Source organism: Thermomonas haemolytica (assembly GCF_004346265.1).
Classification (GTDB): Bacteria; Pseudomonadota; Gammaproteobacteria; order Xanthomonadales; family Xanthomonadaceae; genus Thermomonas; species Thermomonas haemolytica.
Genome location: NZ_SMAP01000010.1, coordinates 1 through 20,683, shown reverse-complemented (window position 1 = coordinate 20,683; position 20,683 = coordinate 1). Strand labels below are relative to the sequence as shown.

Below are 20,683 nucleotides of genomic sequence, written 5' to 3'. Positions count from 1 at the left end.
GCAGGCGGCCCGCGCCGGGTGAAGTCGCAGCGGATGCGACGCGGGTGCGCTGGAATGGGACTCCGGTCGCGGGGAGGATGCGAGTGCACGACGTCGAAACGCCAACGGGCCTGATCCTGCTGCGCGCCAGCCGGCTGGAGGCGCTGCTCGGGCCGCTGGAGACCCTGCTCGCGCAGACCCGCCCGGCGCACCCGCTGGCGCCGCAGCAGGTGATCGCCGCGCATCCGGGCATGCAGCAGTGGCTGTCCGGCGCACTGGCGCGTGAGCGCGGCGCGGGCGGGATCGTGGCCAACCTCGAGGTGCAGCTGCCCAGCACCTGGCTGGACGGGCTCTCGGCCCGGCTGCTCGGCGAGCGCGCGGTGGCGCTGCCGCACTACCGCCGCGGGCACCTGCGCTGGACCCTGCATGCGCTGCTGGGCGATCCCTCCGCGCACGGGGTCACCGACCCGCGCCTGCGCGGCTACCTCGCGGGCGCGGCCAGCGACGACGAGCGCGCGCTGCGCCGCTTCCAGCTGGCCGACCGGCTGGCGCGGGTGTATTCGCAATACCTCGTGTACCGCAGCGACTGGCTGCTGGCCTGGGAGGCGGGCAAGCACGCCTTCGCCACCGCGCAGCGCGCCGATCCCGCGCTGCGCGCGCTGGAGGCGGAGTGCCTGGCGCCACTGTGGCAGGCCGTGGTCGGGGCGCTGGGCGAGCACCGCGCGCGCCTGGTGCAGGCGCTGGTCGCCGCGCTGCAGGCGGAGAGCGCGCCGCACGCGCCGCTGCATGTGTTCGGGCTGTCGCACCTGCCGCCGGCGGAGCTGGCGGTGCTGCGCGCCTACGCCCGCCGTGCGCCGGTCTTCCTGTACGTGCCCGATCCCTGCCGCGAGTACTGGGGCGGCCTGCACAGGGCCATGGGGCAGGGGGATTGGCGCAAGCCTGATGTATCCGGTTGGCAAGCCTTTCGCGAAGACGAACGGGCGCGCCTCGAGGATCCCGATGCGCTCGACTGGCGCGAGCAGGGCCACCCGCTGCTGGCGCGCTGGGGCCGGCTGGGCCAGCACTTCTTCGCCGCACTGGTGGACGAGGAGCTGCGCGAGGACATCCGCCATGGGGCCGATGCCGAGCAGGTGGCGCCGGGCAACCGCCTCGCGCGCCTGCAGGAAAGCATCCGCCGCCTGCAACCGGAGCTGCTGCGGGAGGACGCCGCCGATCCCGCCGCCGTGGCCGATGCCAGCCTGCGCGTGCACGCCTGCCATACCCGCCTGCGCGAACTGGAAGTGCTGCGCGACGCGCTGCTGGATGCGATCGAAAATGAGGGCGTGCGCCCCGACGGCATCGTGGTGATGGCGCCCGACATCCGCGCCTACCTGCGGCTGATCCCGGCGGTGTTCGGCGAGCCCGGCTCCGCGCGCGAGCCGTGGCTGCCCTACCACCTGGCGGACGTGCCGGTGGCGCGCAGCCATCGCCTGTTCACCCTGTTCCAGACCCTGCTCGGGCTGGGCGCATCGCGCCTGACCGCGCCGGAGGTGGTGGACCTGCTGGGCGTGCCCGAGGTGCAGGCGGCGCTGCGGCTGGACGCGGGCGATGCCGACATCCTGGTCGAGTGGCTGCGCGAAAGCCGGGTGGCATGGGCGCTGGACGGCGCGCACAAGCAGGCGCTGGCGCTGCCGCCGCGCGCCGAACACAGCTTCGCCTGGGCGCTGGACCGCCTGCTTGCCGGCTATCTGCTGGCGGATGCCGCGGGCAGCGCGGACTCGGAGGCGGTGCAGCTGGCGGACGGCACCCGCCTGCTGCCGCAGGCCGGCATCGACGGCCCGTCCGCCGCCGCGCTCGGCAGCCTCGACCGCCTGCTGTGCGAACTGCAGGCCTGGCGCGCGCTGGCCGAAGTGGAGCAACCGGCCAGCCGCTGGGCCGCATGGCTGCGCGAGCGCCTCGACGCGCTGGTGCGGATCGACCCCGACGATGCCGATGCGCGCGCCGCGCTGTCGGTCCTGCATCGCGCCATCGCCCAGCTCGCGGCCGAGCCGGCACGCAACGGCGAGGACCCGCCGCTGCGGCTGGCGGTGGTGCGCGAGGTGCTGCAGGACGCGCTGGCCGCCGCGCCCGAGCGCCAACGCTTCCTGCTGGGCGGGATTACCTTCTGCGGCATGGTGCCGCAGCGCGCGATCCCGTTCGACGTGGTGTGCGTGCTGGGGCTGGACGAGGGCGCGTTCCCGCGGCGGGTGGCCGACGGCGGCATCGACCTGATGGTGCGCCTGCCGCGGATCGGCGACCGCGACGTGGCCGGCGACGATCGCTACCTGTTCCTCGAGACCGTGATGTCGGCGCGCAAGCGCCTGCACCTGTCGTACATCGGCCAGGGCGTGCGCGACGGCAAGCCGCACAATCCGGCCGCGCCGCTGGCCGAGCTGCTGGCCGAGCTCGATGCCCGCTGCGGCAATGCACCCGATGACGAAAAAGCGCCCCGGCCGTGGCGGGTGCGGCATCCGCTGCAACCGTTCGATGCGCGCTATTTCGACGGCACCCATCCGGCCCTGTTCTCGTATTCGCAGGCCTTCGCCGGCATGCACGGGGAGGGGCGTGTGCCGCTGCCGGGCTTGCGCGATGGCGATGCCGCGCCGCCAGAGCCCTTGCCCGATCCACTGCCGCTGGGCCTGCTCGAAGGCTATTTCAAAGACCCGGCGAAGGCCCTGCTGAAGGACCATCTGCAGCTGTCGCTGGCGGCCCTCGACGACGACGCGCGGCTGCCGGAGGACGAGCCGCTGGACGGGATCGCGCGCCTGCACACGGTGGCGCGCCGGGTGTTCCTGCAGCAGGTGCTGCCGCGCAAATGCGGCGATCCTGCATGGGCTTGGGACCGCCAGCCGCCGGCGTGGGTGGCGCTCGGCGGCCTGCTGCCGCCGGGAGAAGCCGGCGCGCAGGCGTGGGAGGCCGAGGCCGCGGCGGTGGAGGCGCTGTGGCAGCGCGTGGAAGCAGGCTTCCGCGACCGTTTCGACGCGCGCGCCGCCGCCGGTGCGCAGCCGCTGCGGGTGGACGTGGCGCTGCGGCTGCCCGGCGAGGGCGCGGGTGAGGACGGCGTGCCGGCGCGCATCAGCGGCCTGCTGCGCAATGTGTTCCCGCTGGCCGGTACGGATGACGGCGTGCAGCTGGTGTTCGCGTACCCCGCGCCGGGCGACCAGAAAACCCGGCTGAAGGCGGCGAAGGCCCTGAGCTTCAAGGAGCGCGTGCCGGCTTTCCTGCACTGGGCGCTGTTGCGCCTGCAGCGCGCGGAGGCCCCGGTGCGGCTGACCTTGCTGGCCGCCGACGCGTGCGCGTTTGCCGAGGCCATCAACGTATGGGACGCGCACTACTGCGCGGCGGATGCCACCACCCGCATGGCGCTGCAGGCCGACCTGCGCCGGCGGCTGCGCGGCCTCGTCGCGCTGGCGCAGCGCGGGCTGGCCGGGCAGGCGCGGTTCTATCCGCAGGCCGGCTGGGCGGCGGCGCAGGCTGGGGAGAATGCGAACCTCGATGCCATCGCCGAGGACGTGCGGAAGTTGTGGGTGAAGTCGTATGGCGACGGCACGGGCGAGCGCGATCACGCGCCCGGCTATGCGCGCCTGCTGGAAGGCGATCTGGTGTTCGGGGACCGCGAGCGTGATCCGGAGGCCGTGGCGCTGCAGGCGCTGCGGCGCGATGCGCGCGCGGTGCTGGCGCTGATCACGCTGGAGGCGGATGCCGGAGGCGATGACGACGGCCCGGCGGCGGATATGCGCGGGGAGGCGGCATGAGCGCGCCTGCCACGCCGCTGACCGACTGGACCGCGCTGCCGCTGGCCGGCGACGGTCGCAGCCTGGTGGAAGCCAGCGCCGGCACCGGCAAGACCTGGACCATCGCGGCGCTGTACCTGCGCCTGCTGCTGGAGCAGGGGCGCTCGCCGCGCCAGATCGTGGTCAGCACCTTCACCAATGCCGCCGCGGCCGAGTTGGGCGAGCGCCTGCGCGGCAAGCTGCTGTGGGCGCTGGCCGAGGCGGCCAAATCCACGGCGGATGTGAACACCGAGGCCGCCGATGCGCGCTGGCTGCATGCGCGCTGGCAGGACGGCGACGCCCGCGCGCGCGACGTCCGCCGCCTGCAGGGCGCGCTGGCCGAGTTCGATGCCGCCCCGATCTGCACCCTGCACGCGCTGTGCATGCGCATCCTTGCCGAGCATCCGTTCGCCGCCGGCGCGCTGTTCCGCAGCCCGGCGCTGGTGGACGACAAGGCGCTGCAGGCCGCGCTGGCCGCGGACCTGTGGCGGGTGATCGCGCAGGGCGACGTCGGGGACGAGCTGGTGGCGCTCGCACGTGCGGCGGGTATCGAACGCCGCACGCTGGATAGGTACATGCCGGTGCTGTTGCAGGCGGAGGTGGCGCTGGAGCCGCTGCCGGCGGAGGAGGTGCGCGCGGCCGTAGCGCGCGCGCTCGGCGATGTGCAGCTCTGGCAGGCCGAGGCACAGGTGGTGCTGGCCATGCCCAAGTTGCTGCGCGCTGGCGGCAAGCTGGAGAAGGCCTGGCACGCGCTGGCGGAGGCGCTGGCGGGCGTGGGCGATGCACTGGGGGATGTCCTGCAGGCGCATCACGAGGCGCTGGCGGAGGCCGGTGAGTTCAAGGGGGTAAACAATGCGGGCAAGGACGATCCGCGCGTGCAACGGCTGGTGGACGGCTCGGTGGCGCTTGCCGCTGCGCTCCCGCCGATCCAGCTCGATCGCGCCAGCCACGTCCCACTGCGCCGCTTCCTCGCCGCCGCGCGGCGCTGGTGCCAGGCCGCGTTGCAGGCGCGGCTGGAAGCGGCCGGGCAGATGAGCTTCGATGCCGTGCTGGTCGCGGTGCGCGATGCGCTGGCGCCGCGCGACGGGCAGCGGGCGCTGGCGGATGCGCTGTTCGCGGCCTGGCCGGTGGCACTGGTGGACGAGTTCCAGGACACCGACCCGGTGCAGTTCGGCATCCTTGATGCGATCTACCGCGACAAAAACGATGCGCCGCGCGGGCGCCTGGTGATGATCGGCGACCCCAAGCAGGCGATCTACCGCTTCCGCGGCGGTGACGTGCAGACGTATGCCCGCGCCAGCGCGGATGTCGCCCCGGGCGACCGCCTGGTGCTGGACACCAACCACCGTTCCAGCCGCGGCTATGTCGCCGCGCTCAACCGCTTCTACGCAGCTGTCGGTACGCGGCTTGGGCCGCCGGACACGCAGACGAAGATCCTGTACCAGCCGGTGCAGGGCAGCGCGCGCCGCGACGACAAGCCATTGCGGGTAGGTGAGGAAGACGTGGCGGTGGCACAGCCGCTGGTGCTGCATCGGTTGGCGGCGGAGAACGACGTGGATGCGCTGCCCGTGCTGGAAGTGCAGGCCCTGCGCGCCTGCGCGGACCACATCGCGTGGGCGCTGTCCGCGCGGGGCTACCGCATCGGCACCGAGCGGCTGGCACCGGGCGACATCGCCGTGCTGCTGCCCACCAACGCGCAGCTGGCGAAGCTGGCGGCGATCCTCAAGGCGCGCGGTGTTCCCTGCGTCACCCGCGGCAGCCAGGACAGCGTGTTCGACACCTCTGTCGCGCGCGAGCTGCGGCTGGTGCTGCACGCCGTGCTGCATGCCGACGACCCGCGTGCGCTGCGCGCCGCCTACGCGACCCGGCTGTGGGGCGGCACGCTGTCCGGGCTGCAGGCATTGCGCCGCGATGCCGGCGGCTGGGATGCGCTGGCCGCGCGCTTCCATGCCCTGCACGCGGTGCTGGAGCGCACCGGCCCGCTGGCGCTGGTGGCGGCGCTGCTGGAGCAGCATGCCGCGCGCCTGCTGCAGACGGTGGCGGGCGAACGCATGCTCACCGACCTGCGCCACCTCGGCGAGCTGCTGCAGGCGGCGTGGGAGGTCGATGGCGGCGGCGAGCGGCTGCTGGCCTGGTTCGCCGACCAGATGGAGGGTGAAGGCGATAGCAGCGATGCGGCCGAGGCGCGCGCGCTGCGGCTGGAATCGGATGCCCGGCGGGTGCAGCTGATGACCCTGCACGCAAGCAAGGGCCTGGAGTTCGGCGTGGTGTTCCTGCCGCTGCTGTGGAAGCACGGCGCCTTCCGCGGCGGAAGGCAGGGCGCGGCGCTGCTGGCCGACCCCGCGACTGGCGTGAAGGTGCTGGTGGAAGGGCCGGCGAAGGACCTGGTCGCACGCCAGGAGTACGAGGAACGCTACCGCATGCTGTACGTGGCGCTGACCCGCGCCATCCACGCCTGCCATGTGTTCACGCTGGCGCCCGCGCATCCGGCGCGCGCGAAGCTGCAGGAGGTCCCGCTGAACGCGCTCGACCTGTCCGCGCTGGAAGCGGACGCAGAGGTCGAGGGCATCGCCTGCCGCGCAGGCTGGGACGCGCCGGAGATCGTCGAGGATGGAGTGGCGGCGGCCGACGCAAGCCTGCGCGTGGCGCGCGCCCTGCCGCCGCCACCGCCCGGCCCGCTGCCGCTCCGGCACAGCTTCAGCACGCTGGCCGGGGGCGGCCGCCATCGCATCACCGAGGAAGCGGGGGCTGCCGAGGACGAGGCGCTGCCGGCGCAGGCGGATGCCGCGACGGAGACCGATCCGGCGAACGCAGCGGCGAGCGAACCGACCTGGCATCCGGAGCTGGACGCGCTGATGGGCGTGGCCGGCACCGATTTCGGCAACGCCGTGCATGCGCTGTTCGAGCATCGCGTGCCGGGCCGGCCGATCACGCCGGACTCCGCGCTGGCCGCACTGCGCGAGCACGGCGTGCGCCCGCGTGAGGGCGCGCTGGAGCGGCTGGCCATGCCGCTGGCGCGCCGCCTGCAGGCGGTGCTGGATGCGCCGCTGGGCGATGCGGGCGGCCCGCGCCTAGGCGCGCTGGCCGCAGCCGACCTGCGCGCCGAGATGGAGTTCCACTACCTGCTGGACGGCGTCTCCCTGCGTGCGCTGCGCGCGGCCTGCGTGGCGCACGGAGAACCGGACCTGGTGCCCGCGCGCGAGCAGGCGCTGGCCGGGCTGATGAACGGCAAGATCGACCTGGTATTCGCCCACGGCGGGCGCTTCCACGTGCTCGACTACAAGGGCAACCGCCTCGGCAGCGGCCCGCGCGCGTCGCTCGAGGACTACGCCCCGCCGGCGCTGGAGGCGGCGATGCGCGCCAGCGGCTACCGCCTGCAGGCGCTGCTTTACACGGTCGCGCTCGAGCGCTACCTGCGCGAGCGCCTCGGTGACACGTACCAGCGCAAGCAGCATCTGGGCGACTGCTGGTACCTGTTCGTGCGCGCGGTGGGGCTGCGCCTGCCCGACGGCACGCCCTGCGGCGTGTGGCGGCATCGCTTCGACGATGCCCTGCTGGATGCCGTGCAGGCGGTGCTGGGCGCGCGCCTCGGGGAGGTGGCATGAACGGTCGCGGCGCGGGCGAAGCGTTCGACTTCCACTGGCCTGTCGCGCGGGCCGGCCTGCCGGAGGCATGGCGCGACCTCGACCGCGCGGTCTGGCGCTGGATGCTCGCGCACGGCGGCGATCCCGCAACCGCGCTGGCGGCCGGCTGGGCCAGCCATGCCGAGGGCGAGGGGCATAGCGCGCTACCGCTGGAGGCAGTGGATGCCGACGGCCAGCCGCTGCTGGATGCCGCCCAGCGCGACGCGCTGGCGGGCAGCGCGCTGGTGGAATATCGCGATGGCGGGGCATCCGGTGCAACCGATGCGGCCGACGGCGCGCGTCCGCTGGTGCTGGAAGGCGGGCACCTCTACCTGCGTCGCAACCACCGCGCCGAAGTGGCGGTGGCGGCCGCGCTGCGCGCGCGCCGCTTAGCCGCGCAGAAACCTTGCCAGCCACTCACCGACGACGACCTGCGCGCCCTGTTCAACGGCCGCTGGCAGGAGGCCGAGGAACGCCAGCGCGCGGCGGTGCGCCAGGTCCCGGGCCGACGCCTGATGGTGCTGACCGGCGGGCCGGGCACCGGCAAGACCACCACCGTGCTGCGCATGCTGCTGGGGCTGGCGCGCGAGCACGCGGCGCGACACGCGCGCGCGCCGCAGCTGCGGATCGCCGCGCCCACCGGCAAGGCCGCGCAGCGGCTGGGCGAATCGCTGCGTGCCGGTGCCGCGCAGCTGGCCTCCGGCGCGCAGGCGCTGGGGCCGGAATGGCGCCCGCACCTGCAGGCGGTGCTGGCCTCCGAGCCCGCCACGGTGCACCGCCTGCTGGGCAGTCGCGGCGCTGGCATCCGGCCCGCGTTCCATGCCGGCGAGCCGTTGCCGGCCGACATCGTGGTGGTGGACGAGGCCTCGATGCTCGACCTCGGCCTGCTGCGCGCGCTGCTGGACGCCCTGCGCGAGGACGCGGTGCTGGTACTGGTGGGCGATGCCGACCAGCTCACCTCGGTCGGCACCGGCGCGGTGATGATGGACGTGGTGCGCGCGATGGAAGCCGACGGCGGCGAGGATCTGGTGCGCCTGGACCACTGCTTCCGCGCCGATGCCACCCTGGTGCCGATCAACGCGGCCGTGCGTGACGGCGATGCCGCCGCGTTCACCCGCGCCTTCGCCGCCGCGGGCACGGCCGCGGTGCGCCATCCCGTGCCGGATGCGGAGGCCCTGCGCCGGCGGCTGGCGGCCTGGGCGCGGCGGCTGCAGGACGCGTTCGCTGCGGCTGGTGTCGCCGATGCGGTCGCCGCCGACGATGGCGAGGCACTGGCCGGGCGTCTGGGCGTGCTGCGCCAGCAGCAGCTGCTGTGCGCACTGCGCGAGGGCCCGTTCGGCGCGACCGCGGCCGCTGCGCAGATTGCCGCGCACCTGCGCAGATGGGAGGCGCTGGCGCCGTGGGTCGGCAACACCTGGTATCCGGGCCGCTGCGTGATGGTGACCCGCAACGATGCCGCCGCGCGCCTGTACAACGGCGACGTCGGCCTGTGCGTGGTGGTCGCCGGCGACGACGGCCGGCCGCTGCTGCAGGTGGCGTTCGAGCGCGCCTCCGACGCACCCGGCGCGCGCGAAGACGTCGCCGGGCCAGGCGTGCGCCTGTTCGATCCCTACACCTTGCCGCCGCACGAGGACGCATTTGCATTGACGGTGCACAAAAGCCAGGGCTCGGAGTACCGCCACGTCGCGCTGCTGCTGCCGCCGGACCCGCGCTCGCCGCTGCTGGTGCGGCAGATGCTCTACACCGGCCTGTCGCGTGCGCGCGCCTCACTCGAGCTGTGGGCATTGCCGGATGTCGCGGAGAAAGCCCTGTCCACCGCGCTGCGTCGCCACGGCCGGCTGGCGGAACGCATCAGCCCCGGTGCGGCGGGTGCCTGAGGAATTGACCGCAGCGGTTCGTGCAGTCCGGAAACGACACAGGCCCGCCGAAGCGGGCCTGTGTCGCGTTGGAGATGGCGCCCGAACTTGGACTCGAACCAAGGACCCCCTGATTAACAGTCAAGTGCTCTAACCGGCTGAGCTATTCGGGCGAGGCCGCGCATTGTATGCGGCCTTTCCGGGAAGGGCAAGCCTCGCGGGTGGGTAAGCGGCATGGGGCACACGGCGAGGTGTCCGGGTCACGCGGGGCAGGCGGTGCCCGGGGCGGCGCGTTCGCTGCGCGGGCGGCCGACGTTGTTGACGACCACGCGCGCAAGCAGTTCACCGCGCGGACTGCACACCGACAGGGTGAGGTTGCTGCCGGCACTGCTGCCATCGGGCAGGTAGCGCAGTTGTGGGCGGCCGCCGCTGCTGGCGATGCGCAGGTGGCGGCTGGTGGGCGCCTGCTCGACCCGCAGGATGTCCTCGCCGCTGTCCGGGCGGCGGTTGCCGTCGTCGTCCACGAACAGCATCCAGCCGCCGCTCCAGTCGCTGCCGGACAGGCATTGGCTGCCGTCCGCGCTGGGGCAGAGCACGGTGCGGTGGTTGCGGCTGATCGCGGCAGTGCGCGCCAGCTGCATCTGGCGGGTGAGCGCGGATACCGCCGCGTTGGCATGGTGGTGTTCGAGCAGGCCGGACAGCGAGGGCAGGGCGGCGCCGGTGGCGATCACCAGGATCGCGCAGGCGAGGACGAGTTCGACCAGGGTGAAGCCGGCAGGGCGGTGCGGCATGGCGGTGCTCCGGTTCCGGGATGCGCACAGGCTGCGCCGCGGCGCGGTGGGCCGGGATCGGACGGCGCAGGCCGCGGAGGTCGGAAAATGCCCGCGCGCGGCGCCGGGGTTTTCCGTGCAGGCCGCGCCCATGGCGCGGGCGTACACTCAGCGGTTGCCTTCCGACGCGCCTGCCGATGAGCCAGTCTGTTCCTTCCGATCTCGACCTGAGCACCACGTCCGCCGGTTTCCAGCTGGTGGCGCCGTATGCGCCCGCGGGCGACCAGCCGCAGGCGATCGAAAAGCTGGTGGCCGGGTTCGAAAACGGTGTGGCCAGGCAGGTGCTGCTGGGGGTGACCGGCTCGGGCAAGACCTACACCATCGCCAACCTGATCCAGCGGGTGCAGAAGCCGACCCTGGTGATGGCGCCGAACAAGACCCTGGCGGCGCAGCTGTACGGCGAGTTCAAGGCCTTCTTCCCGCACAACGCGGTGGAGTATTTCGTCAGCTACTACGACTACTACCAGCCGGAGGCCTACATCCCCTCCAGCGACACCTACATCGAGAAGGACAGCGCGATCAACGACCACATCGAGCAGATGCGGCTGGCGGCGACCAAGGCGCTGCTGTCGCGGCGCGACACCATCGTGGTGGCGTCGGTGTCGGCGATCTATGGCCTGGGGGCGCCCGAGGACTATCTGGCGATGCGGCTGATCCTCTCGCGCGGCGAGCGCATCGACCAGCGTGAGCTGCTGCGCCACCTGGCCACCTTGCAGTACACCCGCAACGAGATGGTGCTCGATCGCGGCACCTTCCGTGTGCGCGGGGAGACGGTGGATGTGTTCCCCGCCGAGTCTGATTTCGAAGCGCTGCGGATCGAGCTGTTCGACGGCGAGATCGAGCAACTGTCGATGTTCGATCCGTTGACCGGGCAGATCCTGCGCCGGTTGCCGCGGTATGTGGTGTATCCCAGAACCCACTATGCCACCCCGCGCGAACGCACCCTGGCTGCGGTGGAGAGCATCAAGCAGGAGTTGCGTGAGCGCCTGGAATATCTGTACGCGCACAACAAACTGGTCGAGGCGCAGCGGCTGCAGCAGCGCACCCAGTTCGATCTTGAGATGATGGTCGAGGTCGGCTACTGCAACGGCATCGAAAACTACTCACGGCACCTGACCGGGCGCGCGCCCGGCGAGCCGCCGCCGACCCTGTTCGACTACCTGCCGGCGGACGCGCTGCTGGTGATCGACGAGTCGCACGTCACCATTCCGCAGATCGGCGCCATGTACAAGGGCGACCGTTCGCGCAAGGAGACGCTGGTGGAGTTCGGTTTCCGACTGCCGTCGGCGCTGGACAACCGGCCGCTGCGTTTCGAGGAATGGGAGGCGCGCGCGCCGCGCAGTGTGTACGTCTCGGCCACGCCCGGCCCGTACGAGCTGCGCGAGGCCGGCGGTGAGGTGATCGAGCTGGTGGTGCGGCCGACCGGGCTGGTCGATCCCGAGGTGGAGATCCGCCCGGTGGCCACCCAGGTGGACGACCTGCTGTCGGAGATCCACGCGCGGGTGGCGCTGGGCGACCGCGTGCTGGTGACCACCCTGACCAAGCGCATGGCCGAGAATCTCACCGATTACCTCTCGGAGCACGGGGTGAAGGTGCGCTACCTGCATTCCGACGTGGACACGGTGGAGCGGGTCGAGATCATCCGCGACCTGCGTCTGGGCGTGTTCGACGTGCTGGTGGGCATCAACCTGCTGCGCGAGGGCCTGGACATGCCCGAGGTGTCGCTGGTGGCCATCCTCGATGCCGACAAGGAGGGCTTCCTGCGCAGCACCGGCTCGCTGATCCAGACCATCGGGCGTGCCGCCCGCAACCTGCGCGGCAAGGCCATCCTGTACGCCGACACCATCACCCGTTCGATGCAGGCGGCGCTGGACGAGACCGCGCGCCGCCGCCAGCGCCAGCTCGCGCACAATGCCGAGCACGGCATCGTGCCGCAGTCGGTGCAGCGCGCGGTGCGCGACGTGATGGAGGGCGCGCGCGCCGAGCCGGGCGAATTGAAGGGGCGCGGCAAGGCGCGCCGGGTGGCCGAGCCGGAGCAGGAGTACCTGCGGCTGGCGCCGGCCCAGCAGGCGGCCCGCCTGAAGGAGCTGGAGCAGAAGATGCACCAGCACGCGCGCGATCTCGAATTCGAGGAGGCCGCGCGCGTACGCGACCAGATCCGCCGCCTGCGCGAAGCCAGCCTGTGACCCCCGCTTCGCCCGTTCCCGGGCGCTTGTCGGCGGTCGCGTTCCCGGGCTACAATCCGCGCCCCCGTACTGCGGGGAGCACGGGCGGTTAGCTCAGCGGTAGAGCACTACCTTGACATGGTAGGGGTCACAGGTTCGAACCCTGTACCGCCCACCACGCGGATGCCGCGTGGCAACGAATCCGGAGACAGGTGGCCCGCGGAAACGCCGGCCGAGCGTGCGACATGGACACTACCCGCATCCCGCGCTGACCCCGCCGACGCATTCGTGCCATCCCGCTTGAGTGGATCATCGAAAGGCGCTTCGGCGCCTTTCTGCGTTTCCGGCCCCGCCCTTTTCGCTTCGTCCGTTCCCGATCCCGCGCCCGGCCGCCCTTGCCCGGCCTTCCCGACAGAGCAGCTCCCATGATCTCGATCACGCTTCCCGATGGCTCCCAGCGCCAGTTCGATGCCCCGGTGACGGTCCAGGAGGTGGCGGCCTCGATCGGCGCCGGCCTTGCCAAGGCCACCCTGGCCGGCAAGGTCGATGGCCGCCTGGTCGATGCCAGCTACCGCATCGACCGCGACGCCAGCCTGGCCATCGTCACCGACAAGTCGCCGGAGGCGCTCGACATCCTGCGCCATTCCACCGCGCACCTGCTGGCGCAGGCCGTGCAGCGCCTGTACCCGGGCGCGCAGGTCACCATCGGCCCGGTGATCGACAACGGCTTCTACTACGACTTCGCCTACGAGCGCCCGTTCACGCCCGAGGACCTGCCGGCGATCGAGGCGGAGATGCAGAAGATCGTCAAGGAAGCCTTGCCGGTCAGCCGCAGCGTGAAGTCGCGCGACGAGGCGATCGCTTTCTTCAAGGGCCTGGGCGAGCACTACAAGGCCGAGATCATCGCCTCGATCCCGGCCGACGAGGAGCTCTCGCTGTATTCGCAGGGCGAGTTCACCGACCTCTGCCGCGGCCCGCACGTGCCGTCCACGGACAAGCTGCGCGCGTTCAAGCTGATGAAGGTGGCCGGCGCCTACTGGCGCGGCGACCACAACAACCAGATGCTCAGCCGCATCTACGGCACCGCGTGGCTGAACGAGAAAGACCTCAAGGCCTACCTGCACCAGCTGGAGGAAGCCGAGAAGCGCGACCACCGCAAGATCGGCAAGGCGCAGGACCTGTTCCACCTGCAGGAGGAGGGGCCGGGCCTGGTGTTCTGGCACCCCAAGGGCTGGAGCATCTGGCAGACCGTCGAGCAGTACATGCGCAAGGTCTACCGCGATACCGGCTACGGCGAGGTGCGCTGCCCGCAGATCCTCGACGTGGAGCTGTGGAAGAAGTCCGGCCACTGGGACAACTACAAGGACAACATGTTCTTCACCGAGTCCGAGAAGCGGACCTACGCGGTGAAGCCGATGAACTGCCCGGGCCACGTGCAGGTGTTCAACCAGGGCCTGCACAGCTACCGGGACCTGCCGATCCGCTACGGCGAGTTCGGCGCCTGCCACCGCAACGAGCCGTCCGGCGCGCTGCACGGCATCCTGCGCGTGCGCGGCTTCACCCAGGACGACGGCCACATCTTCTGCACCGAGGACCAGGTGGAGTCCGAGGTGCGCGCGTTCCACCAGCAGGCGCTGAAGGTCTACGCGGATTTCGGCTTTTCCGACATCCAGATCAAGATCGCCCTGCGCCCGGACTCGCGCCTTGGCGATGACGCCACCTGGGACAAGGCCGAGGAGGCGCTGCGCGGCGCCCTGCGCGCGTCCGGGGTGGAGTGGCAGGAGTTGCCGGGCGAGGGCGCGTTCTACGGCCCGAAGATCGAATACCACCTGAAGGATGCCATCGGCCGCACCTGGCAGCTGGGCACCATGCAGGTCGATTTCATGATGCCGGGCCGTCTCGGTGCCGAATACGTGGACGAGCACAGTCAGCGCCGGCACCCGGTGATGCTGCACCGGGCCATCGTCGGCTCGATGGAGCGTTTCATCGGCATCCTGATCGAGCACCACGCCGGCCAGTTCCCGACTTGGCTGGCCCCGGTGCAGGCGGTGCTGATGAACATCACCGACGCCCAGGCCGAGGCCGTCGAGGCGGCCCGGAAAACCCTTGCGAATCAAGGGTTCCGGGTGGTTTCCGATTTGCGCAACGAAAAGATCGGCTATAAGATTCGCGAGCACACGCTGCAGCGCGTGCCGTACCTGCTGGTGGTCGGGGACCGCGAGAAGGAGACGGGCACGCTCTCGGTGCGCACGCGGGGTGGGGAAGACCTCGGTAGCATGTCCGTCGATGCCTTCGCGGCGCGTTTGCGCGAAGAGGGCGCCGGCTGACGGCTGCCGGCCCGCGGCAGACGCTGGCACGGGATTCCGGAATCCCGCGCCGAACCGGCCCGCACGGGCCAACCCTTGGAGACAGCCACAATCAGTACCCCCGACAGCAAGCAGAACCGTCGCAACCACGAGATCCGCGTCCCGCGGGTGCGCGTGATCGGCAGCGACGGCGAAATGATCGGCGTGCTCTCGCGCGACGAAGCCCTGCGCATGGCCGAGGACGAAGACCTCGACCTGGTGGAGATCCAGCCCAACGCGGATCCGCCGGTGTGCAAGATCATGGACTTCGGCAAGTTCAAGTTCGAGCAGCAGAAGAAGGCCAGCGAGGCCAAGAAGAAGCAGAAGCTGGTCGAGATCAAGGAAGTGAAGTTCCGCCCGGTCACGGACGAGGGCGACTACCAGATCAAGCTGCGCAAGATGCGCGAATTCCTTGCCGAAGGCGACAAGGTCAAGGTCAACATCCGCTTCCGTGGCCGCGAGATGAGCCACCAGGAGCTGGGCCGCGAGATGGCGGCGCGGATCGAGGCCGACCTCGGCGAGGACATCGTGATCGAATCCCGTCCGCGCCTGGAAGGCCGGCAGATGGTGATGATGATCGCGCCGAAGAAGAAGTAAGCCCGGCGAGGGCGGCGGCCGGAGGTTCCGGGCCGCCGCTTCCCGATGCCAGCCGGGCGCCCACGGTTCCGGGCACCTGCTCCGAAGTCGCGGTGCCTTGGGTGCCCCCGCGCTTGCGCGGCAAAGATTGCAAACCCGGCGGCGGCCGGCGATAATGCCCGGCCCGGTTTGCCGGGCATGTTGTTTGTTGTCCCCATGGACCCGCCCCGATCCTTCCGGATCAAGGGCTTACCCACCGGTCGGGCAGGATGGAAAGCGTGGTTGCGCCGCAAGGCAATACCGCCGCCCAGGCCAGTTCTAGATTTCGCAAGGATCCCCAATGCCCAAGATCAAGACCAATCGGGCGGCGGCCAAGCGCTTCCGGAAGACCGCTTCCGGCAAGTACAAGTGCGGCCACGCCAACAAGAGCCACATCCTCACCAAGAAGGCGACCAAGCGGAAGCGCAACCTGCGGCAGACGAACCACGTTCGTGCCGAGGACGCGGGCCGTCTGGACCGCATGCTTCCGTATCTCTGAGGAGGGCTAGACCATGGCACGAGTCAAGCGTGGCGTCGTCGCACGTCGCAGCCACAAGAAAATCCTGAAGGCCGCCAAGGGCTACTACAACGCCCGTCGCAAGGTCTTCCGCGTCGCCAAGCAGGCGGTCACCAAGGCCCAGCAGTACGCCTACATCGGTCGCAAGCAGAAGAAGCGCCAGTTCCGCACCCTGTGGATCGCGCGCATCAACGCGGCCGCGCGCGCCAACGGCATGAGCTACAGCCGCTTCATGAACGGCCTGCTGAAGGCCGGCATCACCCTCGACCGCAAGGTGCTGGCGGACATCGCCGTGCACGACGCGGCGGGGTTTGCGGCCCTGACCGAAAAGGCCAAGGGCGCTTTGGCGGCGTAAGCCGTCGATCCACACGCAAACCCGCCTGCGGGCGGTGAAGACCGGCGGCGCAAGCCGCCAAGACGTGGGGAAGGGCGCAAGTCCTTCCCCACGTTCGTTTACAGGGTCGTGCTTTCCACAGGGCGTGCCCAGGGGCCGGAAACCAGATGAGCGAAATCGAATCCCTCTCCACCCAGGCGCTGGCCGACATCGCCGCCGCCGACACCCCGGACGCGCTGGAGGCCCTGCGCGTGGGCCTGCTCGGCAAGAGCGGCCGCATCACCGCGCAGCTGAAGGCGCTGGGGACGCTGCCGGCGGACCAGCGCAAGGCCGCGGGCGAGGCGATCAACCGCGCCCGCGACGCGATCGCCGCGGCCCTGTCCGCGCGCAAGGCCGCGCTGGACGCGGCGGTGCTGGGCGCGCGCGTGGCCGGCGAGGCGGTCGACGTTACCCTGCCGGGGCGCGATCCCGGCCGCGGCGGCGTGCACCCGGTGAGCCGCACGCTGGAGCGCATGGCCGAGATCTTCGGCCGCCTCGGCTACGAGCTGGCCGACGGCCCCGAGATCGAGGACGACTGGCACAACTTCGAGGCCCTGAACTTCCCGCCGCACCACCCGGCGCGGGCCATGCACGACACTTTCTACTTCCCGGACGGGCGCCTGCTGCGCACCCATACCTCCGGCGTGCAGGTGCGCTACATGCAGGACCTGCTGGCGCGCGGTGGCACCCCGCCGCTGCGGATGATCGCCGCCGGCAAGGTCTACCGCAGCGATTCCGACCAGACCCACACCCCGATGTTCCACCAAGTCGAAGGCCTGCTGGTGGACGAACACGCCAGCTTCGCCGACCTCAAGGGCACGCTGGTGGAGTTCGTGCGCGCCTTCTTCGAGCGCGATTTCCAGATGCGCTTCCGCCCCAGCTACTTCCCCTTCACCGAGCCCTCGGCCGAGGTCGACATCGCCTGGCAGCAGGCCGACGGCAGCACCCGCTGGCTGGAGGTGCTCGGCTGCGGCATGGTGCATCCCAACGTGCTGCGCGCGGTCGGCATCGACCCCGAGCGCTACACCGGCTTCGCCTTCGGCCTGGGCGTGGAGCGCTTCGCGATGCTGCGCTACGGCGTGGATGACCTGCGCAGCTTCTTCGACAACGACGTGCGCTTCCTGCGCCAGTTCGCCTGAGGACCGCCGATGAAATTCTCCGAACGCTGGCTGCGCCAGCACGTCAAGACCACGGCGAGCCGCGATGAACTGGCGGCCACCCTGACCGCCATCGGCCTCGAGGTCGAGGCGATGACGGTGCTGGGCGAGGCGCTGGATGGCGTGGTGGTGGCGCGTATCGTCGAGTGCGTGCCGCACCCGCAGGCCGATCGCCTGCGGGTGTGCCAGGTCGATGCCGGCGCGCACGGCCGGCTGCAGATCGTGTGCGGCGCGCCGAACGCGCGCCCCGGGCTGGTGGCGCCGCTGGCGACGATCGGGGCGCGGGTCGGGGAGCTTACGATCAAGGCCGCCAGGCTGCGCGGCGTGGAATCGCAGGGCATGCTGTGTTCGGCCAAGGAACTGGGCCTCGATGCGGATGCGTCGGGCCTGCTCGAACTGCCGGCCGACGCGCCGGTGGGCACGCCGCTGGCCGACTACCTCGGCCTGCCGGATGCCTGCATCGAACTCAAGCTGACCCCGAACCGCGCCGACTGCTTCGGCGTGCGCGGGATCGCGTTCGACGTGGCCGCCGCCACCGGCAGCACGGTGGAGCCGCTGGCGGCCGATCCGGTGCCGGCGCAGGGCGCGGCCACGCTGGCGGTGGAGCTGCAGGCCGGCGCGGATGCGCCGCGCTTCGTCGGCCGTGTGATCGAGGACGTGGACGCGCGCGCCCCCACCCCGGTATGGATGGCCGAGCGCCTGCGCCGCAGCGGCATCCGCCCGCTCAGCCTGCTGGTGGATGTCACCCAGTACGTGATGCTGGAACTCGGCCAGCCGATGCACGCCTACGACCGCGACCTGCTGCGCGGGCCGATCGGCGTGCGCCATGCGCGCGAGGGCGAGACCCTGCGCCTGCTCAATGGGCAGGAGGCGCGCCTGGACCCGCAGTTCCTGGTCATCACCGACGCCGACCGCGCGGTCGGCCTGGCCGGGATCATGGGCGGCGACGATACCAAGGTCGGCGCGGACACCCGCCGCGTGTTCCTCGAGGCCGCCCACTTCGCGCCAGCCGCGATCATCGGCCGCAGCCGCAAGCTCGGCCTGCACACCGATGCCGGCCACCGCTTCGAGCGTGGGGTCGATCCCGAGTTGCCGCGGCTCGCGGTGGAGTACGCCACCCGGCTCATCCTCGATGTCGCCGGCGGCCGCCCCGGCCCGGTAGTGGAGGCGGTGTTGCCCGAACACCTGCCGCAGCCGCGACCGATCCTGCTGCGCCGTGCGCGGCTGGCGCGGGTGCTGGGCGTGCAGGTGACGGACGCCGAGGTGGCGCGCATCCTCGCCGCCCTGGGACTGGCGGTGGAAGACTGCGCCGACGGCTGGCAGGTGACGCCGCCCAGCCGCCGCTTCGACCTCGCGCTGGAGGAAGACCTGATCGAGGAAGTGGCGCGCATCCACGGCTATGACGCGATCCCGGCGACCCTGCCGGGCGGCGCGACCCGGCTGGTGCAGCCAAGCGAGACGCGCGTCAGCGAATACGAACTGCGCCGCCAGCTGGTCGCCCGGGACTACCTGGAGGCCATCAACTACGCCTTCGTGGACGCCGCGCTGCTGGACACCTGGCAGGCGCAGGCCGGCGCGGTGGCGCTGGCCAATCCGCTCAGTGCCGAGCTCGGGGTGATGCGCACCACGCTGCTGCCCGGGCTGGTGCAGGCGCTGGCACGCAACCGCGCGCGCCAGCAGGCGCGGGTGCGGCTGTTCGAGCTCGGCAAGACCTTCTACGCCGAGGCCGGCGGTGGTGCGCCGCTGGAAACCGCCTGCCTGGCGGCGGTGGCCTGCGGCGATGCGCGCGCCGAGCAGTGGGGCGCGCCGGCGCGCGCGCTGGACTTCCACGACCTCAAGGGCGACCTCGACAGCCTCGCTGCGCTCTGCGGCGCGGTGCTCGACTACCGCGCGGAGGCGCCGGCGCACGCGCATCCGAGCCGCAGCGCCGGGGTGTACCGCGACGGCGAGCGCATCGGCTGGATCGGCCAGTTGCATCCGCGCCTTGCCCAGGCGCTGGGGCTGGAAGCCGATGTGTATGCCTTCGAACTCAAGCTGGCGCCGCTGCTGGCGCGTCCGCTGCCGCGCGCGCGCGCGCTGTCGCGGTTCCCGTCGGTGCGCCGCGACCTCGCCGTGGTGGTGGCCGAAGCAGTGCCGTGGGCGGCCGTGCGCGCCACTGTCGAGGCCGCCGCCGGGCCGCTGCTGCGGCAGGTCGAACTGTTCGACCGTTACGCCGGGAAGGGCATCGAAACCGGTTGCAAGAGTCTGGCCATGGCCTTGATTTTGCAGGACGAATCGCGCACCCTGACCGACCGCGACGTGGACGCCGTGGTGACGGCCGTGGTGGCCGCGCTGGGCGAACGGCACGGCGCGGTCATCCGGAGCTGACAGGGGGCGACGATGGCATTGACCAAGGCCGAAATGGCCGAACGCATCTACGAGGACGTGGGCTTGAACAAGCGCGAGGCGAAGGAATTCGTCGATGCCTTCTTCGATGCACTGCGTCAGGCATTGGAGCAGGGGCGGCAGGTGAAGCTTTCGGGCTTCGGCAACTTCGATCTGCGCCGCAAGAACCCGCGCCCGGGGCGTAATCCGAAGACCGGCGAGGAAATCCCGATCACGGCGCGCACCGTGGTGACCTTCCGCCCGGGCCAGAAGCTGAAGGAGCGGGTCGAGGCCTATACGGGGGCGGCGCATGCTTGACCCCGGCAGCAACCGCGAACTCCCGCCGATCCCGGCCAAGCGCTACTTCACCATCGGCGAAGTCAGCGAGCTGTGCGACGTGAAGCCGCACGTGCTGCGCTACTGGGAGACCGAGTTCCCCAGCCTCGAGCCGTCCAAGCGCCGCGGCAACCGCCGCTACTACCAGCGCCACGACGTGCTGATGGTGCGCCAGATCCGCAGCCTGCTGTACGAACAGGGCTATACCATCGGCGGCGCCCGCCTGCGGCTGGAAGGCGAGGGCGCCAAGCAGGAGTCGGCGCTCAGCCACCAGATCGTGCGCCAGGTGCGCGCCGAGCTGGAGGAAGTGCTGCAACTGCTGCGCCGCTGATGCCGCAGGGCATCCACGGCCACGCGCATCGGGTATAATGCGCGGCCTCTTCGGGGTATAGCGCAGCCTGGTAGCGCACTTGTCTGGGGGACAAGTGGTCGTCGGTTCAAATCCGGCTACCCCGACCAACTCCCGCGCCGGCATCCGCCGTCGCCACGCAGAACCCCCGGCCTCCCGGGGGTTTTTGCTGTCTGCATCAACCGCGGCGGAGATGGACGTACATCGCCCTTGGCATCAGTCAGTCCGGGTTCCGCTTCCTCCCGGCTGATCTTGATCGCCTGGAGCTTGCGAGTCGGCAGTTGCTGGCGTAACCTCCCCCTAATCCCGGACACCTGAGAAGTAGAGCTTTCTGGCATCTTTCCGCCAGGAGGTTCCATGAAGAAGTCGAAGTTCAGCGAGAC

General features: G+C 71.3%; 13 protein-coding genes and 3 tRNA genes. 14 read left to right on the top strand and 2 right to left on the bottom strand.

The features are described from left to right. Positions 1-83 precede the first annotated feature (83 nt). From recC to recD, 3 genes are read left to right on the top strand one after another with little or no spacing between them, the layout of a single operon-like run. A complete protein-coding gene (gene recC / locus EDC34_RS10865; RefSeq protein WP_162797717.1) occupies positions 84-3,752 on the top strand; it encodes an exodeoxyribonuclease V subunit gamma in 3,669 nt (1,222 codons plus the stop codon). After that, positions 3,749-7,375, top strand: coding sequence for a UvrD-helicase domain-containing protein (locus EDC34_RS10860; protein WP_114960876.1), 3,627 nt, complete (start codon positions 3,749-3,751; stop codon positions 7,373-7,375). The genes recC and EDC34_RS10860 overlap by 4 nt, the downstream gene beginning before the upstream one ends. Beyond that, positions 7,372-9,270, top strand: a complete 1,899-nt coding sequence (recD, locus tag EDC34_RS10855; RefSeq protein WP_114960877.1) for an exodeoxyribonuclease V subunit alpha — start codon at positions 7,372-7,374, stop codon at positions 9,268-9,270. The genes EDC34_RS10860 and recD overlap by 4 nt, the downstream gene beginning before the upstream one ends. A 75-nt stretch (positions 9,271-9,345) precedes the next feature. Here recD and EDC34_RS10850 read toward each other — a convergent pair. Next, a tRNA-Asn gene (locus tag EDC34_RS10850) sits at positions 9,346-9,422 on the bottom strand. An 87-nt stretch (positions 9,423-9,509) separates the two neighbouring features. Continuing rightward, positions 9,510-10,040, bottom strand: a complete 531-nt coding sequence (locus EDC34_RS10845) for a GspH/FimT family pseudopilin (protein WP_162797719.1) — start codon at positions 10,038-10,040, stop codon at positions 9,510-9,512. Between the two features lie 176 nt (positions 10,041-10,216). On the opposite strand from EDC34_RS10845, the gene uvrB reads away from it, so the two are divergent. The 11 genes from uvrB to EDC34_RS10790 all read left to right on the top strand — a co-directional run bounded on the left by uvrB (position 10,217) and on the right by EDC34_RS10790 (position 20,410). Further along, positions 10,217-12,265 carry an excinuclease ABC subunit UvrB gene (gene uvrB, locus EDC34_RS10840; RefSeq protein ID WP_114960879.1) on the top strand — a complete coding sequence of 683 codons (2,049 nt, stop codon included), beginning with the start codon at positions 10,217-10,219 and terminating at the stop codon, positions 12,263-12,265. An 82-nt stretch (positions 12,266-12,347) separates the two neighbouring features. Further along, positions 12,348-12,422 (top strand) — tRNA-Val (locus EDC34_RS10835). Positions 12,423-12,669: 247 nt separating this feature from the next. Beyond that, the gene (gene thrS, locus EDC34_RS10830; RefSeq protein WP_114960880.1) at positions 12,670-14,571 is read left to right on the top strand and encodes a threonine--tRNA ligase; all 1,902 of its coding nucleotides are present in this window, start codon (positions 12,670-12,672) and stop codon (positions 14,569-14,571) included. Positions 14,572-14,661: 90 nt separating this feature from the next. Beyond that, positions 14,662-15,186, top strand: coding sequence for a translation initiation factor IF-3 (gene infC, locus EDC34_RS10825; RefSeq protein WP_240311128.1), 525 nt, complete (start codon positions 14,662-14,664; stop codon positions 15,184-15,186). A gap of 319 nt (positions 15,187-15,505) precedes the next feature. Next, a complete protein-coding gene (rpmI, locus tag EDC34_RS10820) occupies positions 15,506-15,703 on the top strand; it encodes a 50S ribosomal protein L35 (protein WP_027083463.1) in 198 nt (65 codons plus the stop codon). A gap of 13 nt (positions 15,704-15,716) precedes the next feature. Continuing rightward, a complete protein-coding gene (gene rplT, locus EDC34_RS10815) occupies positions 15,717-16,076 on the top strand; it encodes a 50S ribosomal protein L20 (protein ID WP_114960882.1) in 360 nt (119 codons plus the stop codon). A 146-nt stretch (positions 16,077-16,222) separates the two neighbouring features. Continuing rightward, complete coding sequence (gene pheS, locus EDC34_RS10810) at positions 16,223-17,233, top strand: phenylalanine--tRNA ligase subunit alpha (protein ID WP_114960883.1); 1,011 nt, start codon at positions 16,223-16,225, stop codon at positions 17,231-17,233. A 9-nt stretch (positions 17,234-17,242) separates the two neighbouring features. Beyond that, positions 17,243-19,618 (top strand): phenylalanine--tRNA ligase subunit beta, encoded by a 2,376-nt coding sequence (pheT, locus tag EDC34_RS10805; RefSeq protein ID WP_114960884.1) that lies wholly within the window; start codon positions 17,243-17,245, stop codon positions 19,616-19,618. A 12-nt stretch (positions 19,619-19,630) separates the two neighbouring features. After that, the gene (locus tag EDC34_RS10800; protein ID WP_114960885.1) at positions 19,631-19,933 is read left to right on the top strand and encodes an integration host factor subunit alpha; all 303 of its coding nucleotides are present in this window, start codon (positions 19,631-19,633) and stop codon (positions 19,931-19,933) included. After that, entirely contained in the window at positions 19,926-20,282 is a 357-nt protein-coding gene (locus EDC34_RS10795) for a MerR family transcriptional regulator (RefSeq protein WP_114960886.1), read from the top strand. Before EDC34_RS10800 ends, EDC34_RS10795 begins: the two co-directional genes overlap by 8 nt. A gap of 51 nt (positions 20,283-20,333) precedes the next feature. Beyond that, positions 20,334-20,410 (top strand) — tRNA-Pro (locus EDC34_RS10790). Positions 20,411-20,683 lie beyond the last annotated feature (273 nt).